This is a genomic window from Solilutibacter pythonis, assembly GCF_003697345.1.
In the GTDB taxonomy this organism is placed as follows: Bacteria; Pseudomonadota; Gammaproteobacteria; order Xanthomonadales; family Xanthomonadaceae; genus Solilutibacter; species Solilutibacter pythonis.
In genome coordinates, this window is sequence record NZ_RFLY01000002.1 from 22,044 (window position 1) to 39,958 (window position 17,915).

Genomic DNA, 17,915 nt, shown 5'->3' on the forward strand with positions numbered 1-17,915 from the left:
CATCGACAACCTAGGTGTTGTATCCGCTGACAGACAGCGCCAGCGCCGAGATAGCGAGGAACTTGACGCTTTGGATCATGACTGCGCCAGCCGGATTTTGCAGGCGCCCGGCGATCATCATGTGGCCCATGATCGCGAAATAGATCGTCACGCCCAACGTGGCAATTGGCATAATGGCTGCGATCACCTCCGCTGCCGTTGCCATGACGAATGAGATCAGGGCCGCATCGACGGACTCGCCGATGAACTGGAAGATTCCAGGATCAGGCATGGCTCATTTCTCCTTGCTGAAATCGACAGGTTCAGGCCTGACGTACCCGCGCCGCTTCAGGGCGAGCGAGTCCTTTGCTTTCTGCGCATTCATGCATTCGATGGAACTTGGAACTGCGTGCCTGGCGCAATCGGCCAGGACAGCTTCACGATCGGTTCCGTTCTCCGTGAACCACTCAACCGATCGCGGCTCGGCTTCAGAACAGGCCGCCAATGCGATCGCCATAAGCATGGGCGCAATGAGCAATTTCATACATTTCTCCTCGCAACCCTGCTCCGGAATACATCCTCGGCGTGGTCGATAATGCGAAGCGTGAGTAACGATCTGACCGCTGCTTCTCTGATTCCTGCAACAGTCGGTGTCGTGAACCTGTCGCCGGCGTTGAGCCGAAGGATCATCACCAGGGCGAAGAAGCAGGCCAGTGCGGCCAATAGCGTCCCGGCATCCGTCTGTGGCGCTGATGGGAATACGGTCAAGGCATGTCCCGTCCATGCATGGAGGCTCCAATAGCCCACCATCAAGGCAGCGTAGATCGCCATCAAATCAAAGATCAGCATGTTGGGAGCTCGCCCGACAACCTCACCGACGAAGCCAATGCGGGCAAGCGATCGCCAGTACATGGCGATGACGCAGATCGAAAGCGCGGATGGCATGAGGATGATTCCGTAGATCATGTTCATGGCACCTTCTCAGTTCCCGAAATCGACCGGTGCCGGCTTGACGTAGCCGCGTCGCGCGAGATCTCGTGAATTGACTTCCCGCTGCCGCTGTTCGATCAACCGTTCCTCCACTTGGGCGAGCATCTGGAACATCTGCAGCTTGGTATGCTCGTTCTGGATTGCCGCTTGTTCGGCGTTGATCCGGGCCTGCAGCTCCGCAATCGCCTTCGGGTCGGTAGTGCTGTTGATCTGCCCCATGAGGGACTGGATCTGGCTCCACCGATCCTGGGCCATGTCGAACGCTTGCAAGGCATAGGCTTTGTCCTGCGCGGCCTTGGCCAGCTGACGCTCACAGAAGCCCTTGTTGGCGCTGGACTGCTTCTCACAGGCATTGAGCAGCCCATTGGCATCGAGGATCGCCTTTGCCGCGCCGCTCAGACCCTGGTAGCCGCCGTTGTTGATGCTGCTGTAGACCTCCCGCCATTCCGCAGGCAGGTAATCGCGCAGCTCCGGATTGTTGAGGATCATCCCCAAGCCGCGACTGCCAGTGAGCGAGTCGTACTGCTGCTTCATCTGGTCAATCTGCGTCTTGTACTGATTGATCATCTCGATGTACATGGCGACGCTCACCGACTGGTTCTGTGTGTCGTTCACGATCTTCGTCACGTCGATGACTGGGATGCCCGATGCCGACATATGACCGCTGTCAGCCATCGTGGCAACGCCGAAAGCAATCAGGAATACTGCGCGCTTCATTTTTCTCTCCTCGCTGGGGTTGTGTGGCTACCGGTCAGCCACGCTCTTGGCCCGGTTCCTCTTGGTTCTTGGTGGGGATACGCTCTCGAGGAGTGTTCCGAGGCTGATTCGCTTTCAAGCGTTCCTGGACACCCGCCATGCGGCTGGCAACACGTGTGATATCAAGGGCAAAGCCGGCCCCGCTATCGGTGGCGGCAAGTTGCTTCGCCAACATGGCGTAGCTGGCTAGCTGCGATTCCTCGCTGGGATAGACCTTCCTTTCCTGCGCCTGCCCGGCTTCGATCCCCTTGCGGTGATAGCGCGCCTGGCTGACCGTCTTTCGTCGCGTTCCACGCGACATCCGAGGCGTGGCGCTCGCATCAACCCCGTTAGCCTGCAGAGATTCCGCGAACTGTTCCCGCCAAAGCGGTAGATCCGCCTTCCGGGGGTTCAGGCGCGTTCCGTCCCGACCGAGCACCTTGACGCAAAGATGGACGTGAGGGTGCTTCTCGTCGTGGTGAGCCACGAAGGCATAGGGGCGATCATTGCCGAACTGCTTCCTGGCGAACTCCGACGCTGCCGCTCGTACTGCATCACGATCCGTGCCAGGAGGCATCGACAGGACGATGTTCAAACTCTCCCGCCTCCTGCCTTCCTCCGGCATACCGAACAGGCCGTGTTTCCATTCTTCAGCCAGATCGCGAGCTGCCGATCTGCCTTCTACCTGCTGACCGTCATCGGTTTCCAAGGACAGCTTCCCATTGCGGGAGATGTACTCAAGATGGGCGCGTAACTGCGCCACGCCCTTGCCGGCGCCGGAGATCTTGACCATCACTTCCGGCGCTTTCCTGGCAACTGCCTTGATCGCAGACTTCAAGACGCGAGGAGAACGAACCACGGCACCCGGCCCCTGATCCTTGACGATCTTGGTGCCGGTGACAGTGACGCATCTGCGGCCCTTGCGAGGCGTTCGATAGAACAGCCGCTCACCCCAATCCTGCAAAACACCATCGACGATCACCGCCATGTGACCCTCCACCGCTCAAGGTTGGAGCGAATGACGGCATGCACCTTCTCAGTGTGCTGATTGATCTCATTGACCAGCCGGGCAACAACTGCCGATAGATCTCCGGCCTGCTCGCCGCGATTCAGCATCAACGCAATTTGGTTGAGGTTCCGTCCTATGGCCCGCAGCTGATTGTTCGACTCCCCAACTGCCTGTAATTCGTGCATTCCGAACTGAGGCTCATGCGCGATGTGCGCCCGAACAAGATATGAGGTCCACTTGTTTGGTGACGTGCCTACATGCTCCGCAATGCGCTCGATGAACTCACGCTCGGATAGAGTCAGGCGAAGCTCGATTCTTGCTCTGGATTCATCTGGATCATGCGCGGAAATTCGAGCCGGTTCTTATTTATTTCCATGCTTCAACAGATGTCGGATAACCATGCGAATCGCATGGCTCGGTGATTGGTTCCTGGATCGACAATGCGCTTCCCATTCGGCTTTCAGCTCGACAGGAATCCTTACGCTCAGAACAATGCCCTTGCTCACGTCGCGCCTCCGACCCGAAGGCCGAGAGTCCTCCTGGCCGCGTCGATGGCCGCATCAGCTGTCTCTCTTGAGGCAACTCTCTCTGGAGGCGGGAGGCCAATCTTTTCACGGAGAGATGGCTGCGGACGCCTACGTTCAGCAACGGACTTCCCTGCTGCCGGATTAAAGCTTCCAGCGGTGGCACTTGAGATCAGTCCGTGGAGGTAGTTCGGCCACGGGCGTTTGATTCGTCCTTTAGAGTTGGCTTCGTCCAACACATCCAGCAGTTGCTGCGCCAGCAGCGCATCGCGGACTGAATCCGAAACCATTGCCACCGCAAAGCGACCATCCGCATCAGACAGCGAGCTGGGTGGAACAAGGCTCGCCACATCTGTAGTAGTAGTCTTTTGGCAATGATCGTTAGTAGTACTGCTTTTTAGCGCCCGAGAAACCGGCGACCGGTTATCCGGGGACCGGGAAACCGACGCCCGGAAATCAGCAGACTGTGATCCTCCGCCAGTTGCAGAGGAGGGCTGTGGAGTCTCGGATACAACCATGACAGTCGACCATTGACCTCGACTGTTCTGCCGCTTCTCCCGCATGATGTAGCCTGCGGCTTCTAACTCTCGTAGTGCAGCTCGAACCGCTTCTCGACCTTCCTTCCGCTCATGAGCCAGGGCTGTAGAAGACATGCGAAAGTTGTCCGCATTCGACAGCAGCCTGGTAAGCACTCCCAAAGCCCGATATGAGATCCTGCTGTCCCGAATCAGCGACCGAGGAAGGTTCTCGTACGCTTCCCTTCGAGGTGCACGTCTAATGCCCTCGACGCGTTCCTCCGGCAGTCTTTGACTGATCATGGTTCATCCAGCCACCGCGGCCCGGTTCGCTGTCGCGCCCAAGGAATCTAGGGCCTCCCCAACCACTGCCGTACGAAAGTAAAGGCGTCGCCCGATCTTGATCTTTGCGGGAGCAAGCAGCGCGGATGTTTCGTTGTCGGCGTACAAGCCGCCCCTGATACCTGCAGGCGACCTGTCCAGCAATTCTGCAATCTGCTGCAGGGTCATCAGCGGACCGTAACGTTGAAGCAGGGTAGGGCTTAGAGATGGATCAACCGAGGTCGAAAACGTAGCGCTGGCCCGATGGCCAGGCGCAGTGGCTGGATTCTGCATGCTGTGCGCACCTTTGGAAGGTGAAGGTCGTGCGCGGTAGCCAGTGCCTGTTCCTGGCTGTCAGGGCTGTTTTGGAGCCCGTATCCTGTTTCGTCGAAGCAACGAATCTTGGGACGCAAATTGCCCTTGGCGGGTCTGCGAGCAGGAATATCACTCGTCATATTAACCTTCGCGCGAAGCTAGGCTACGCATCCGGGCGTAGTTTGCAACACATTGAAATAAAAGAAATTTTTACCAAATTTGGCTTAGCCATTTCATGCAATTTTGTAACTCATTCTTGCTGAAATTGGGCAGTCCAAAAGTGTCGAATTTGCGCACACCTCTCACATATCCATTGACTTCGAATGGGCGGCAATCACGGCATCGAGGCGAGCTTCGTCGGTAACGTCCAACTCGGAAATCGACGCACCAATGGCGGTCATCAGCTCCTCCAACTGCTCGATGAGTTGGGTGTCCGGCACGGCTCTGGCTTCTTCCTCGGCGATCTGCTCCGAAATCGTCGTAATGCGGCCATTGAGCAGGTCGCGCGCAACCTCATACTTGACGACCATCTCATAGGTGTAATTCCCCATATCAAGCAACCTCCTCTGTCGCATTCTTCGTGCCGTCGGAACTTCGGCTTTCGCCTCGACCTTGGCAACTCCCGGCAGATTGTCCAGCTTCGAGACCAGATCCGCGGCCCTCAGATGTGTGTACCGCTTGAGCATCTGCATGGACTTGTGCCCGCTGATCGCCGACACCTCCTGGTCGCTGAAGCCCGCCTCGACAAGCCTGCTGACCGCCTCGGGCGAAGATCGTGGAATCGTAGATCCTGGATGCCAAGCTCCGTCTTGATGTCATGCCAGGTCTTGTTGAACGCATAGGGTTTGCGCACACCGTCGCGCCCCGGTTCGCCGAAGAACACCAGCTTGCAATCCTCCGGCCGAGTCGGATTGGCAACTGCCTCAACGAACGCATTGGTTGCCACCTGCGTGAGCGGGACAGTCCGGGCACTATCGTTCTTGGTCATCGCCAGGCGCACCACGCGCCGTTTCAGATCCACCTGATTCAGACGAAGGCCTGCGATCTCGCTCGAGCGCATGCCGGTCTCGATCGCGATTGTGAATATCCAGCCGAGCATGGGGTTGGAGTGTGTCTGGATCCTGGCGCACAGCGCACGCTCCTCGTCCTCGGACAGCCGCCGATCCCGGCCGTCCCCTGGCGATGGCTTGCGGACGTTCGCTACCGGATTGAGGATGAGGCCCAGCCGCCATTCCCGAATGGCCGTGGTGTAGAGATGGCTCATCAACGCCAGTTCAAGACGCACGGTGTTGGCGCTGAGGGTGCCGGCGTCAGGCTTCCTGACCCGCTTCTTGCCCTCCCGGACGGTGCGGGGCGTTTCCAAGCGCTCGTCCCGATAGTTTGCAATCAGATCCGGGCTGATCGCTGCCAGCGAATAGTCGCCAAAAAAGTCCCGCAAGGCCTCGGCCTTCTTCCGTTCGGCCGCCTGCGTGCTGGGCTTCTTGGTCGGCGTCACCTTGGACAGGTAGCGATCCAGCGCCTTGCCGAAGGTCAGCCGCTCGGCGCTCGTCCGATCGATGTACACGCCACGCACCCTTTCGTCTTCGGCTCGCCGCGACCAGTCCTCGGCGTCGCGCTTGGTGCGGAAGGTCTTGGATGCGGTCGGCCAGCCCTGCTTGCGGATGACCGCTTTCCAGGTGCCGGAGGGTGTCTTGACGATGGTGGCCATGGGGCTTCCGTTCCGGAGGTGTACCCATGAAAAACCCACGACGTGCGCGGGCTTTGTAACCACTTGATTTACATGGTGGCCGGGGAGGGAATCGAACCCCCGACACGGGGATTTTCAATCCCCTGCTCTACCAACTGAGCTACCCGGCCATCGGTTTCGCTGGAAGCGAGCCGCGCATCTTACCCATTCATTTTGTCGCTGGCAATGGGGTGCAATGAATGGCGCTTGAGTACGGGCGTCGCCCGGCTTCCGAAATGATTGTCGACGGGCGCATCATGCCGGGAAATCCTAGCCTCGGAGCCGGAAGATGAAGATGTCGCCACGATTCCTCCCTCTGTCCGCGGCGATGCTCGCCCTCGTCGCTTTGTCGTCGTGCGCCGGCATGCCGCGCGAGAGCGACACCGACAGGTTGGCGCGTTATCTGGCGCACGCGGGCAAGCCGGTGAGCAGCATTTCCTATTACACGAGCAGTACGGGCTTCGACGTGATCGACGACGAGCACGTCCTGTTGATGCAGGGGTCGAGTCGCAACTGGCTGCTCAGGGTGTCGCCGCCCTGCCTGCGTTACGACGCCGCATCGCCGGTGCTGCTCGTCACATCGCAGATGGGGCAATTGAGCGTGAATTTCGATGCGGTCACTTCGTCTTCGCAGCCCGACATGCGTTGTCCGATCCGTGAGATTCGGCCGGTCGATCTGAAGGCCGTTCGCGCCGGGGAGAAGGCCGGGGCCGGGAAATCGCACTGACGGGAGCGGGGCTTCAGCCGCCGCTTTCAGGCACGTATCCGGCGGGCTTCTCGGCGCCATCGCCGAAGAGGAATTTCTCCATCTCGCGTTCCAGCAGGGCGCGGTGCTCGGGGTTCATCGGCGATAGCCGGTTTTCGTTGATCAGCATGGTCTGGTGTGCCAGCCACGCGGCCCAGGCGGGTTTGCCGATGTGGGCGAATACCCGTTTGCCGAGCTCGCCCGGCCAGGGTACGAAATCCAGGCCCTCGGTTTCGCGCTGCTCGCGTTGGCAAAAGACGGTGCGGCTCATGGTGTGTTTTCCTCGATCAGCTTGCGTACCGGGGCGGGGATGCCGAGTGCGGCGAATGCTTCCGGCGCGACCCAGCGCAGGTCGTCATTGTCGCCGACCCGCGCGCGTGGCGCGATGCCATCCAGCCGCCATGGTCGGATACGCAGGCGAAAATGGGTGAAGGCGTGTTCGATCGGGGGTAATGCCTCGCCACGGGGCATTTCGCTGGCGTGGGCATGGCGCGCAACCAAGCGGTCGATGCCGTCCTGGTCGTCGGCCTCCGGCAGCGACCACAACGAGGCCCAGATACCACTGGTCGGTCGTCGCGCCAGCAGCGTGCGGCCTTCGATGTCGCGCAGCCACAACATGCGGGTTTCGCGCTGGGGGATGATTTTTTTCGGGCGCGATGTCGGTAGCTCGCTGGTGCGCGATTCTCGTTTCGCCACGCAGGTATCGGTGAATGGACACTCATCGCAGCGGGGCCGCGCGCGGGTGCAGACGGTGGCGCCGAGATCCATCTGCGCCTGTGTGTAATCGGCCATGCGCGGCCGTGTGGCGGGCGATGACGGCAGGGCGGCTTCGGCCAGCGCCCACAGTCGTTTCTCCACCGCCGGCGCGGTGGGCCAGCCATCGATGCCGTAAAGCCTTGTCAATACGCGTTTGACGTTGCCATCGAGGATCGGGAAGCGCTCGCCCCAGGCTTGGGCGAGGATCGCGCCGGCGGTGCTGCGGCCGATGCCGGGCAGGGCGAGTAGGGCGGTGAAATCGCGGGGCAAGTCGCCGCCGTGCGCCGCCATGCAGCACTTGGCGGCGGCATGCAGATTGCGCGCGCGGCTGTAGTAGCCCAGCCCCGACCACAGCGCCAGCACTTCATCCGGGGCGGTGACGGCGAGCGTGGGCAGCTCGGGCAGAGCGGTGACGAAGCGCAGGAAATAAGGAATGACCGTCGCCACCTGGGTCTGTTGCAGCATGATTTCAGAAAGCCATGTGCGATATGGCGTGCGCGGGTGCATCCACGGCAGGTCATGGCGGCCATGGGCATCGAACCAGTCCAGCAGGCGGGCGGCGAAGAAGTCGCCACCGTTCGCTTCGGTGGGCGGAGATTCCATGGGGATCATTTCGACGGTTTCAGCGGCGCAATGCCGGGGTCGTCGATGTCGACTTCCACGCCTTCGAGCACCGCGCCGTCGATTTCCAGCCGGGGGATGCTCAGGCGGCCATCGAGTGGCGGCAGGGGCGAGCCGGTTTGCGCGGTATCGCGCCAGGCCAGCATTTCGTGCAGACGCAGCCGGCTGTCGAAATGGGCGGCGTCGCGTTGCAGGCGCAGGGCGATCACTTCGCCAAGGCCGGGCGCGCCGTCGTAGCCGAGCACGAAGCGCAGCGGCGAGCGCGAGGTGGAGAGCGGTGCGGGCGGTGCCGGCCAGGCCCGCGGCCATTCGGCGACATGGCCATCGAGCGCCAGCGCGAGGCGTTCGCCAAGATTCAGCTGGCCGGTGCCTTCCAATCGTGGGATCGGGCCGTTGCCGCGCAGCGCCAGCGCCAGTCGGGGCCAGGCGAGACCTTCGGTGGAAATCCGCACCGGGCCATATAGGCCGATGGAGAACGGAATCGGCTCGTCGCCATTTTCGTATCGCAGCCGTGCGCCGATCCTGGCCGGCGCAAGATGCAGGCCGTCATCGCCCCAGCGCAGCGGGGCGGACAATCGCAGGTAGGTGGGCAATCGCCAGTCGCCGGATTGCGGTTCGACCCGCCCCGCCAGCCCGAACGCGGCGGGTGATTCGGGGCGAGAGAGTTTCAGTTGCAGGTCGAAGGGCAGGCGCAGTGCGTTGCCGCTGTATCGGCCGCGCAGGCGGGCTGCAAACGCTTGCTTCGGGGCCAGATGCGCGCTGTCGATGCCAATGCCGTCCAGGCGCCAGCCTTCGCCGATCACTTCACCGCCTGTCACGCGTAGGCCGCGCTCCAGCGTGGGCAGCCGGGTTTGCGTGGAAGGGGGCTGGCTCTTGCGCCATTGGGCAAGCGCGGAGAGGTCGAGCTTCGGTGCATCCAGCTCGATGCGTTCGATGTCGGGGGTTGCGCCACGGCTTGTCAGCGTCCGCCAGGGCACGGAAAGATAAAGCCGTTCGACCGCCAGCAGTTCGCGCATCGCGCCCGGCTGCCGCGCATGGACATCGCGCAGGACGATGCGTGGAGTGCCGAGGATGCCGTACTCGGCCGGGCCGTTGGCGGTGATTTCGAGACCGAGCGCGCGACCGGCCTGGTCGAGAATCACGCCGGTGGCGAATTGCGGCCGCAGCGCGATGCCCAGGGCGATGGCGAAGACGATGGCCAGGGCCAGCGGCAGCGCCAACGCCCGCCGCCGGCCTCGTTTGTGCTGCGGCCGGGACGGCGATGGTTCGTCCCGGGCCGCCGCTGCCCGGCTCATTGTCCGAGCGACTCCGGCAGCAGCGCGTCCACGAAGGCTTCGGGGTCGAATACGCGCAGGTCTTCCGGGCGCTCGCCAATGCCGGCCCAGCGGATCGGTATGCCGAACTCGCGCGCCAATGCGAACACCACGCCCCCCTTCGCCGTGCCGTCGAGTTTGGTGACTACCAGGCCCGTCACCGGCACCTTGGCATTGAAGGCGCGGACCTGCGAGATCGCGTTCTGGCCGGTGGTGCCGTCGATCACCATTAGAACTTCGTGCGGGATGCCGTCGCCGTGCTTGCCGAGCACGCGCACGATCTTGGCGAGTTCTTCCATCAGCCCGCTCTGGGTGTGCAGTCGGCCGGCGGTATCGGCGATCAGGATGTCGCTGCCGCGCGCCCTGGCCGAGGTGTAGGCGTCGAAGGCCACCGCGGCGGCATCGGCATCCTGGCCCTGGCCGACCACGGTGACGCCATTGCGCTCGCCCCACGCCTGCAACTGGGCGACGGCGGCGGCGCGGAAGGTGTCGCCGGCGGCCAGCATCAGGCTGCGGTTCTCGTCGCGGAACTTGCGCGCCAGCTTGCCGATGGTGGTGGTCTTGCCGGCACCGTTGACGCCGATGGTGACGATCACGAAGGGCTTGACGCCGTGGTCGATGAGCAGCGGTCGCGCGACCGGCCGCAGCATCTCCACCAGGTCGCCGCGGAGTGCGTCGAGCAGGGCATTGGCGTCGGCGAATTCGCGCCGGTTCATCCGCGCGCGCAGCTCGTCGATCAGTGCCGTGGTGGCTTTGACGCCGACATCGGCGGTGAGCAGCGCGGTTTCGATTTCTTCCAGCAGGTCATCGTCGAGTTTGGGGTTGCGCGAGAACAGCCCGCCGAAGGTGCGGGCGAAGCCGCTGCCCTTCAGCCGGTCGCGCCATCCGGATTTTCCGGCCGGGGCGGCGGGTATGGCGTTGGCGTATTCGTCATCGCCGCCGGCAACCGGGGCGGGTTCGAGCAGCGTCGTGTTCGCCGGCTCCACGCCGGTCGGCGTCGTGGCGGGTTCTGGTGCGGTTTCAGGCCCCGCCTGTGGGGGGGCGGAAGGCGGCTGTTCGGCGGGTTTTTCGCTCTCGGCGGGCTTCTTGCGCCAGAACCAGTTAACCATGCGCGGTCGGGTAGCGGACAATGCGCGCATGTTAGCACCGGACCTTTCCACCCCATGACGAAACCGCGACGCTCGCCAATAGGCCATCCGCCCGCCGCTGGCCGGCCCGGCGCGGTGCGGATCATCGGCGGGCAATGGTGCGGTAGCCGGCTGGCGGTGCCGGATGTCGACGGCCTGCGGCCGACTTCCGATCGCGTCCGCGAGACGCTGTTCAACTGGCTGATGCCCTGGCTGCCGGGCGCGCGCGTGCTGGATCTTTTCGCCGGCAGCGGCGTGTTGGGGCTCGAAGCGATTTCGCGCGGGGCGGCGTCGGCCACGCTGGTCGAGCGCGATGCGGCACTGGCGCGCGCGCTCGGCGAAGCCAGGGCGCGTTTGCCGGGCGCCGGTGTGGTCGAAGTCGTGCATGGCGATGCGCTGGCCTGGCTGCGGCGGGCGGCGGGCGAGGGGCGTCGCTACGACATCGCTTTCGTCGATCCCCCGTTCGCCGGGGATCTCTGGCAGGCGGCATTGGCCGGGGTGGGGCCGCTGATGGATGCCGTTGCCATGCTCTATGTCGAAATGCCGCTGGCCTTGCCGCCGCCGGTGACGCCTGGCGGGTGGCGTCCGCACCGCGAGGGCGTCACCCGCGAGGTGGCCTACCGCCTTTACCGGCGCGGGGAGGGCGCTGCTACACTCCCCGAAATGACCCCCACGGCCCGGCCCTGACTGATGCCACGACAGCGGATCGCCATCTATCCCGGTACTTTCGACCCGATTACTTCTGGGCACGTCGATCTCGTTCAGCGCGCCGCGCCGCTGTTCGAGCGACTGGTGGTGGGCGTGGCCGACAGCTCCGGCAAAGGCCCGGCGTTCTCGCTGCAACGCCGGGTCGAATTGGCGCGAGAGGCGCTGGCGGGCATCGGCAACGTCGAGGTGCGCGGCTTCGATACCCTGCTGGCGCATTTCGTCCGCGAGACCGGCGCCGGGGTGTTGATTCGCGGCCTGCGCGCGGTCTCCGATTTCGAATACGAGTTCCAACTGGCGAGCATGAACCGCCATCTCATCCCCGAGGTGGAAACGTTGTTCCTGACGCCGGCCGAGAAATACGGCTTCATCTCATCTTCGCTGGTACGCGAGATTTCCCGCCTGGGCGGGGATGTTTCCGCTTTCGTGCCGCCAGCGGTGGCCGCCGCGCTGCAGGCCGAAAGGCAGCGTCACCCACAAACGTCCTGATACGGGGGAATCCCATGAAACACACCCATCGCGTGCTCCTGGCCGCTTGCCTGGCCGCCCTGTCGCTGGCCGCCTGCAAGAAGGAAGAGGCACAGTCGGCCGAAGCCGTCGCCGCGCCGGCCGCCGTGCCCGCCGGGGAGGATCGCGCCTCCTGGCAGAGCTATCTCGGTTCGGTGGCCGAAGCCAACATGGATGGCGTTTCCAACGCGCCGTTCGCCTACTTCCTGCCCGCCGCGTCGAGCGAGGATTTCCAGGGCGAGTACGACCGCCTGCTGGAACGCGTGCAGATGGATCTGTCGCGCGGCATCATCGGCGGCAACATGCTGATGTTCGGCTCGCCGGTCTCGTCCTCGACCCAACTGGCCGATCTGGTAGTCGAAGCCTTCAAGGACGTCAAGCCGAACACGATGAAGGAGGTCAAGGTGGTCTTCGTCGGCAACCCGGCCGACAAGGATCGCGTGTCCGCCGCCGTCGCCCCGGCCGGCCTCAACTACGTATTCGTTTCCACCGCCAAGTAAGTGGCGATCCGGCCTGCGTCCGCCCGGGCGGACGCGGGAGGTCGAGATGTCCCTCAAAATCCTCGATACCTGCATCAACTGCGATGTCTGCGAGCCGGCATGCCCGAACCAGGCGATTTCTCAGGGGGAAGCCGTGTACGTCATCGACCCCGCGCTTTGCACCGAGTGCGTGGGGCATTTCGACGAGCCGCAGTGCGTGATCGTCTGCCCGGTGGAATGTATCGAGAACGACCCGGAGCACGTCGAAAGCGAGCAACAACTGCTTGCCAAGCTCAACCGGCTGGAGAACGCCGCATGATGGGATTTTTCGCGCCCGCGCGCCGCGCCTGGCTCGTGCTGGCGCTGCTGTTCGTGGTTGCCGGCGCCGAGGCGCGCGAGGCGTCGCGTGGCGTCGCGCCGCGGGGCGCGGCAATCGCCTCGGCCCACGCGTTGGCGACCGATGCCGGCTTCGAAACCCTCGCCGGGGGCGGCAACGCCTTCGATGCGGCGGTCGCGGTCTCCGCCACGCTTTCGGTGGTGGAGCCGATCAGTTCCGGCATCGGTGGCGGTGGCTTTTTCCTGCTGCACGAGGCGAAGAGCGGGCGCGATGTCTTCATCGACGCGCGCGAAACCGCGCCGGCCAGCGCCACGCCGGAAGCCTTTCTCGACGAAAAAGGCGAGCTTGATCGCGACCGTTCGGTGAATGGCCCGTGGTCGGCCGGCATCCCCGGCCTGCCGGCGGCGCTGGTGCACATGGCGGAGAAATACGGCCGGCTGCCGTTGAAGGATTCGTTGCGGCCGGCGATCCGCATCGCCCGCGACGGTTTCCCGATGTATGGCCGGCTGGTGAAGGGCTATGTGGAACGCCGCGAGGTGATGGAGCGTTATCCCGGCACCCGTGCGGTGTTCCTGAAGAACGGCAAGCCGCTGGCCGAGGGCGACCTCCTGCGCCAGCCCGATCTGGCGCGCACGCTGCAACTGCTGGCCGACAAGGGCTTCGACGGGTTCTATCGTGGCGTCACCGCGCGTCGCATCCTCGATGCGGTCAAGCGTGAAGGCGGCCGCTGGACGGCCGGGGAACTGGCCGGCTACGCGGTCAGGGAGCGCGAGCCGATCCGCTTCGACTGGCGCGGCTGGCGGATCGTCACCGCGCCGCCGCCGTCCTCTGGCGGCATCGCGCTGGCGGAAATGTTGCAGATGCTCTCGCCGTGGGACTTGCGCGCGATGGACGAGGCCGCGCGGACGCATCTGGTCGTCGAGGCGATGCGCCGCGCCTACCACGACCGTACCTTCTACCTGGGCGATCCGGATTTCACCCATGTTCCGCAGCGGACGTTGCTCTCGCCGTACTACGCCGCCGGCCTGCGCAGCACCATCAACCCCGCCCAGGCCACGCCCAGCCGCTTGCTGCCCGGCGTGCCCACGCCTTTCGACGAGCACCCCGAAACCACGCATTTTTCCATCATCGATGCCGATGGCAATCGTGTCGGCGGCACCCAGACGGTCAACCTGCTCTATGGTTCCGGCCTGATCCCGCCCGGCACCGGGGTGTTGCTCAACAACGAGATGGACGATTTCGCGCTCAAGCCCGGTACGCCCAATGCCTTCGGGGTGATGGGCTACGAGGCCAACGCGCCGCGCCCGGGCAAGCGCATGCTGAGTTCGATGACGCCGACCTTCATGGAATCGAAGGACCGGGTGGCGGTGCTCGGCACGCCCGGCGGCAGCCGCATCATCACCATGGTGCTGATCGGCATTCTCGGTTTCGATGCCGGGCTCAGCGCACAGGAAGTCGCCGCCTTGCCGCGCTTCCATCACCAATGGTTGCCGGATGCCATCGGCATCGAGAAACAGGCGTTATCCGCCGATACCGTCGCCAGGTTGCGGGCGATGGGTCATACGGTGATCGTGCCGGGCGAGGTGCAGGGCCAGCGTTCCTCGGATGCCTGGGGCAACCTGCAAGCCGTCGAATACGACAAGCGCGATGGCGCGATGCGGGCCGGCAGCGACCCGCGCAACCCGGTCGGCAAGGGTGAGGTCAGGGCGAAGGCGTCGCGTTGAGCCGGCGCTTGCGCGATGCCGCGCCGGTCATTCCGCCCGTGCGATCTTCTCCGCCGCTCTGCGGATGCCTTCCGGCAAGGGCGAGGATTTGCCGCTCCCACGATCGATCCAGACCACCACGACGTGGCCGTCGCCATGCAGCGCGCCGTTGCCTGCATCGAGGATGCGATGGCCGATGGTCAGGCTGCTGGTGCCGATGCGCAGGGCGAACAGTTCGATGGCGATGCGCGAGGGGTATTCGATGGGCATCCGGTAGTTGACCGTCGCCGAGGCCAGCACGGGGGCGTTGTCGGCGTCGAACCAGGCGGTGTCCTGGTCGTTCAGCCACTGGATGCGCGCTTCCTCCAGGTAACGTAGATAGGTGGCGTTGTTGACGTGGTTCATCGCGTCGAGGTCGCCCCAGCGCGGGCTGAGTTCCATCCGGTAGCAGTGGGCGGGCGTGGCGTCGTTCATGCGTTTTTCCTGTGTTTGGCGCGGCGGGCGTCCTCTTCCATCTGCTTGGCGAGGAAGCGGCCGGTATGCGAATGCGGCAGTTGGGCGAGGGTTTCCGGCGTGCCGGTGGCGATGATCTCGCCGCCGCGATGGCCGCCCTCGGGGCCGAGGTCGACGATCCAGTCGGCGGTCTTGATGACGTCGAGATTGTGTTCGATGACGACGACCGTATTGCCTTCGTCGCGCAGGCGGTGCAGTACGGTGAGCAGATGCTCGATGTCGGCGAAGTGCAGGCCGGTGGTCGGCTCGTCGAGGATGTACAGCGTGCGCCCGGTGTCGCGGCGCGAGAGTTCTTTCGATAACTTGACGCGCTGCGCCTCGCCGCCCGAGAGCGTGGTTGCTGACTGGCCGAGCTTGATGTAGGCCAGGCCCACGTCGATCAGCGTGTCGAGTTTGCGGCTGATCGCCGGCACGTTCTCGAACAGCTTGGCGGCGTCTTCGACCGTCATTTCCAGTACGTCATGGATGCTGTGGCCCTTGTAAACGATTTCCAATGTCTCGCGGTTGTAGCGCTTGCCGCCGCAGACGTCGCAGGGCACGTAGACATCGGGCAGAAAGTGCATTTCCACCTTGATCAGGCCATCGCCCTGGCAGGCTTCGCAGCGGCCGCCTCGCACGTTGAAGCTGAAGCGGCCTGGCGCGTAGCCGCGCGCGCGCGCTTCCGGCACCTGGGAGAACAGCTCGCGCAATGGCGTGAACAGGCCGGTGTAGGTGGCCGGGTTGGAGCGTGGCGTGCGCCCGATCGGTGATTGGTCGATGTCCACCACCTTGTCGAACAGGTCGAGCCCCTTGATTTCCTTGTGCGCCGCCGGCGTGTGCGAGGCGCCGTTGATTTCGTTGGCGGCCAACGCATACAGCGTGTCGTTGATCAGCGTGGACTTGCCCGAGCCGGAGACGCCGGTGATGGCGGTCATCAGGCCGGCGGGAATTTCCAGGTCGACGTTCCTCAGGTTGTTACCGCTGGCGCCCTTCAGCTTGAGCATGAACTTCTTGCTGGGCGCGTGGCGTTTGGCCGGAATCTCGATCGCCTTGCGGCCGGAGAGATAGTCGCCGGTGAGCGAGCGCTCGGAGGCGATGATCGCTTTCACGTCACCCTGGGCGATCACCTCGCCACCGTGCACGCCGGCGCCGGGGCCGATGTCGACCACGTGATCGGCCAGGCGTATCGCATCCTCGTCGTGCTCGACCACGATCACCGTGTTGCCGAGGTCGCGCAGACGGGTGAGGGTGCCGAGCAGGCGCTCGTTGTCGCGCTGGTGCAGGCCGATGCTGGGTTCGTCCAGTACGTACATCACGCCGACCAGCCCGGCGCCGATCTGGGAGGCCAGGCGGATGCGTTGCGCCTCGCCGCCGGACAGCGTGTCGGCCTTGCGCTCCAGCGTCAGGTAATCCAGGCCGACATCGACCAGAAAGCCGAGCCGCTCGCCGATTTCCTTGACGATCTTGGCGGCGATCTCGCCGCGCCAGCCCGGTAGCTTGAGCGTGGAGAAGAACGCCAGCGCCTCGTCGATCGGCTGCTGGGTGACTTCGTGGATCGGCCGCTCGCCGACGAACACGTTGCGCGCGGCGCGGTTGAGGCGTGCGCCGTTGCAATCGGGGCAGGGGCGCTCGCTGATGTACTTCGCCAGTTCCTCGCGTACCGCGTTGGATTCGGTATCGCGGTAACGCCGCTCCAGGTTCGGGATGATGCCCTCGAAGCGGTGCTTGCGCGTGGTGCGGCTGCCCGCGTCGTTGAGGTAGGTGAAAGCGATGTTTTCCTCGCCACTGCCGTGCAGCACCGCTTGCCGGATGTATTCCGGCAGTGCCTGCCATGGCGTATCGACCTTGAAGCCATAGTGCTTGGCCAGCGATTGCAACATCTGGAAGTAATAGGTGTTGCGGCGATCCCAGCCACGCACCGCGCCGGCGGCGAGCGAAAGCTCCGGGTGCGTCACCACCCGGGCCGGGTCGAAGAACTGCGCCACGCCGAGACCGTCGCAGGTTTCGCAGGCGCCCATCGGCGCGTTGAACGAGAACAGGCGCGGTTCCAGTTCGGGCAGGGCGTAATCGCAGACCGGGCAGGAGTATTTCGAGGAAAACAGCAGCGGCTCGGCCCGGGCATCGTCCAACGACCGCACGATGGCCATGCCTTCGCCCAGCTTCAATGCGGTTTCGAAGGATTCGGCCAGCCTTTGCTGCATGTCCTCGCGCACCTTGAAGCGGTCGATCACCGCCTCGATGGTGTGCTTCTGGCGCAGCGCCAGTGGCGGTACGGCGTCGATTTCGTGCAGATCGCCGTCCACCCGCACGCGCACGTAGCCCTGTGCGCGCAATTGTTCGAACACCTGCGCATGCTCGCCCTTGCGCTCGCGCACCACCGGCGCCAACAGCATGAAACGCTGCCCGGACGACCCGGGATCGCCGGCCAGCGCCAACACCTGATCCACCATCTGGCTGACCGTCTGCGCTTCCAGCGGAAAGTGGTGATCCGGGCAGCGCGGGATGCCGACACGGGCGTAGAGCAGGCGCAGATAGTCGTAGACCTCGGTGATCGTGCCGACGGTCGAGCGCGGGTTGTGGCTGGTCGATTTCTGCTCGATGGAGATCGCCGGCGAAAGCCCCTCGATGTGATCGAGGTCGGGTTTTTCCATCACCGAAAGGAATTGCCGAGCGTAGGCCGAGAGCGATTCCACGTAGCGGCGCTGGCCTTCGGCATAGATGGTGTCGAAGGCCAGCGAGGATTTGCCGGAACCGGACAGGCCGGTGATCACGATCAGCTTGTCGCGCGGCAGGTCGAGGTCGAAGTTCTTGAGGTTGTGCGTCCGTGCGCCACGGATGCGGATGGTGTCCAATGCCACGGGCGGGGGTTCCTTACGGCAGGCGATCGGCCAGCCTAAGCGGGCGGGGGAGAACGGGCAACCGATGACTTTGCCCGCGATTCAGATGGCGACGGCGGGCCGGTTTTGCAAGCCGGCTGCGCGCCGGGCCGGCATTCCCCGCAGGGACTGACTTCCGG

At 64.1% G+C, this 17,915-nt stretch carries 18 protein-coding genes, 1 tRNA gene and 2 pseudogenes; 6 read left to right on the forward strand and 15 right to left on the reverse strand.

What is annotated here, in order from left to right; all coding sequences use genetic code 11:
- Positions 1-10: 10 nt before the first annotated feature.
- The 9 genes from EBB59_RS14135 to EBB59_RS01560 form a co-directional block, all read right to left on the reverse strand.
- On the reverse strand, positions 11-271 hold the full coding sequence (locus EBB59_RS14135) for a hypothetical protein (RefSeq protein ID WP_245978899.1): 261 nt from the start codon (positions 269-271) through the stop codon (positions 11-13).
- Between the two features lie 3 nt (positions 272-274).
- Positions 275-523 (reverse strand): EexN family lipoprotein, encoded by a 249-nt coding sequence (locus EBB59_RS01525; protein ID WP_122100398.1) that lies wholly within the window; start codon positions 521-523, stop codon positions 275-277.
- Positions 520-951 (reverse strand): hypothetical protein, encoded by a 432-nt coding sequence (locus EBB59_RS01530; RefSeq protein ID WP_122100399.1) that lies wholly within the window; start codon positions 949-951, stop codon positions 520-522. Before EBB59_RS01530 ends, EBB59_RS01525 begins: the two co-directional genes overlap by 4 nt.
- A gap of 9 nt (positions 952-960) precedes the next feature.
- A complete protein-coding gene (gene virB5 / locus EBB59_RS01535) occupies positions 961-1,686 on the reverse strand; it encodes a P-type DNA transfer protein VirB5 (protein WP_122100400.1) in 726 nt (241 codons plus the stop codon).
- A 34-nt stretch (positions 1,687-1,720) separates the two neighbouring features.
- Positions 1,721-2,692 (reverse strand): relaxase/mobilization nuclease domain-containing protein, encoded by a 972-nt coding sequence (locus EBB59_RS01540; protein WP_122100401.1) that lies wholly within the window; start codon positions 2,690-2,692, stop codon positions 1,721-1,723.
- Positions 2,683-2,898 (reverse strand): plasmid mobilization relaxosome protein MobC, encoded by a 216-nt coding sequence (locus EBB59_RS01545; protein ID WP_122100402.1) that lies wholly within the window; start codon positions 2,896-2,898, stop codon positions 2,683-2,685. The genes EBB59_RS01540 and EBB59_RS01545 overlap by 10 nt, the downstream gene beginning before the upstream one ends.
- A gap of 1,792 nt (positions 2,899-4,690) precedes the next feature.
- Positions 4,691-5,080: a hypothetical protein gene (locus EBB59_RS14140; RefSeq protein ID WP_245978900.1), complete on the reverse strand. Its 390-nt coding sequence runs from the start codon at positions 5,078-5,080 to the stop codon at positions 4,691-4,693.
- The gene (locus EBB59_RS01555; protein WP_245978906.1) at positions 5,050-6,096 is read right to left on the reverse strand and encodes a tyrosine-type recombinase/integrase; all 1,047 of its coding nucleotides are present in this window, start codon (positions 6,094-6,096) and stop codon (positions 5,050-5,052) included. The genes EBB59_RS14140 and EBB59_RS01555 overlap by 31 nt, the downstream gene beginning before the upstream one ends.
- Before the next feature lie 73 nt (positions 6,097-6,169).
- Positions 6,170-6,245 (reverse strand) — tRNA-Phe (locus tag EBB59_RS01560).
- Between the two features lie 158 nt (positions 6,246-6,403).
- On the opposite strand from EBB59_RS01560, the gene EBB59_RS01565 reads away from it, so the two are divergent.
- The gene (locus tag EBB59_RS01565; protein WP_147455475.1) at positions 6,404-6,841 is read left to right on the forward strand and encodes a DUF6491 family protein; all 438 of its coding nucleotides are present in this window, start codon (positions 6,404-6,406) and stop codon (positions 6,839-6,841) included.
- Positions 6,842-6,854: 13 nt separating this feature from the next.
- On the opposite strand, the gene EBB59_RS01570 is transcribed toward EBB59_RS01565, so the two are convergent.
- The 4 genes and pseudogenes from EBB59_RS01570 to ftsY form a co-directional block, all read right to left on the reverse strand.
- Positions 6,855-7,130 (reverse strand): oxidative damage protection protein, encoded by a 276-nt coding sequence (locus tag EBB59_RS01570; protein ID WP_122100405.1) that lies wholly within the window; start codon positions 7,128-7,130, stop codon positions 6,855-6,857.
- Positions 7,127-8,218 carry an A/G-specific adenine glycosylase gene (gene mutY, locus EBB59_RS01575; protein ID WP_122100557.1) on the reverse strand — a complete coding sequence of 364 codons (1,092 nt, stop codon included), beginning with the start codon at positions 8,216-8,218 and terminating at the stop codon, positions 7,127-7,129. The genes EBB59_RS01570 and mutY overlap by 4 nt, the downstream gene beginning before the upstream one ends.
- 5 nt (positions 8,219-8,223) lie before the next feature.
- Positions 8,224-9,456 carry an AsmA family protein gene (locus tag EBB59_RS01580; RefSeq protein ID WP_211327673.1) on the reverse strand — a complete coding sequence of 411 codons (1,233 nt, stop codon included), beginning with the start codon at positions 9,454-9,456 and terminating at the stop codon, positions 8,224-8,226.
- A 71-nt stretch (positions 9,457-9,527) separates the two neighbouring features.
- Positions 9,528-10,466: pseudogene (gene ftsY, locus EBB59_RS01585) on the reverse strand (signal recognition particle-docking protein FtsY); the annotation flags it as partial.
- A gap of 246 nt (positions 10,467-10,712) precedes the next feature.
- On the opposite strand from ftsY, the gene rsmD reads away from it, so the two are divergent.
- The 5 genes from rsmD to ggt are packed head-to-tail and all read left to right on the forward strand — an operon-like array spanning position 10,713 to position 14,428.
- Entirely contained in the window at positions 10,713-11,363 is a 651-nt protein-coding gene (gene rsmD / locus EBB59_RS01590; RefSeq protein WP_122100408.1) for a 16S rRNA (guanine(966)-N(2))-methyltransferase RsmD, read from the forward strand.
- 3 nt (positions 11,364-11,366) lie between these two features.
- Positions 11,367-11,870 (forward strand): pantetheine-phosphate adenylyltransferase, encoded by a 504-nt coding sequence (gene coaD / locus EBB59_RS01595; protein ID WP_122100409.1) that lies wholly within the window; start codon positions 11,367-11,369, stop codon positions 11,868-11,870.
- A 14-nt stretch (positions 11,871-11,884) separates the two neighbouring features.
- A complete protein-coding gene (locus EBB59_RS01600) occupies positions 11,885-12,388 on the forward strand; it encodes a hypothetical protein (protein WP_122100410.1) in 504 nt (167 codons plus the stop codon).
- 46 nt (positions 12,389-12,434) lie between these two features.
- Entirely contained in the window at positions 12,435-12,686 is a 252-nt protein-coding gene (locus EBB59_RS01605) for a YfhL family 4Fe-4S dicluster ferredoxin (RefSeq protein ID WP_122100411.1), read from the forward strand.
- A complete protein-coding gene (gene ggt / locus EBB59_RS01610) occupies positions 12,683-14,428 on the forward strand; it encodes a gamma-glutamyltransferase (protein ID WP_122100412.1) in 1,746 nt (581 codons plus the stop codon). The genes EBB59_RS01605 and ggt overlap by 4 nt, the downstream gene beginning before the upstream one ends.
- A 27-nt stretch (positions 14,429-14,455) precedes the next feature.
- Here ggt and EBB59_RS01615 read toward each other — a convergent pair whose 3' ends face one another.
- Together EBB59_RS01615 and uvrA are read right to left on the reverse strand one after the other, a co-directional pair.
- The gene (locus EBB59_RS01615; RefSeq protein WP_122100413.1) at positions 14,456-14,881 is read right to left on the reverse strand and encodes an acyl-CoA thioesterase; all 426 of its coding nucleotides are present in this window, start codon (positions 14,879-14,881) and stop codon (positions 14,456-14,458) included.
- A 20-nt stretch (positions 14,882-14,901) separates the two neighbouring features.
- A pseudogene (uvrA, locus tag EBB59_RS01620) lies at positions 14,902-17,757 on the reverse strand (excinuclease ABC subunit UvrA); the annotation flags it as partial.
- Positions 17,758-17,915 lie beyond the last annotated feature (158 nt).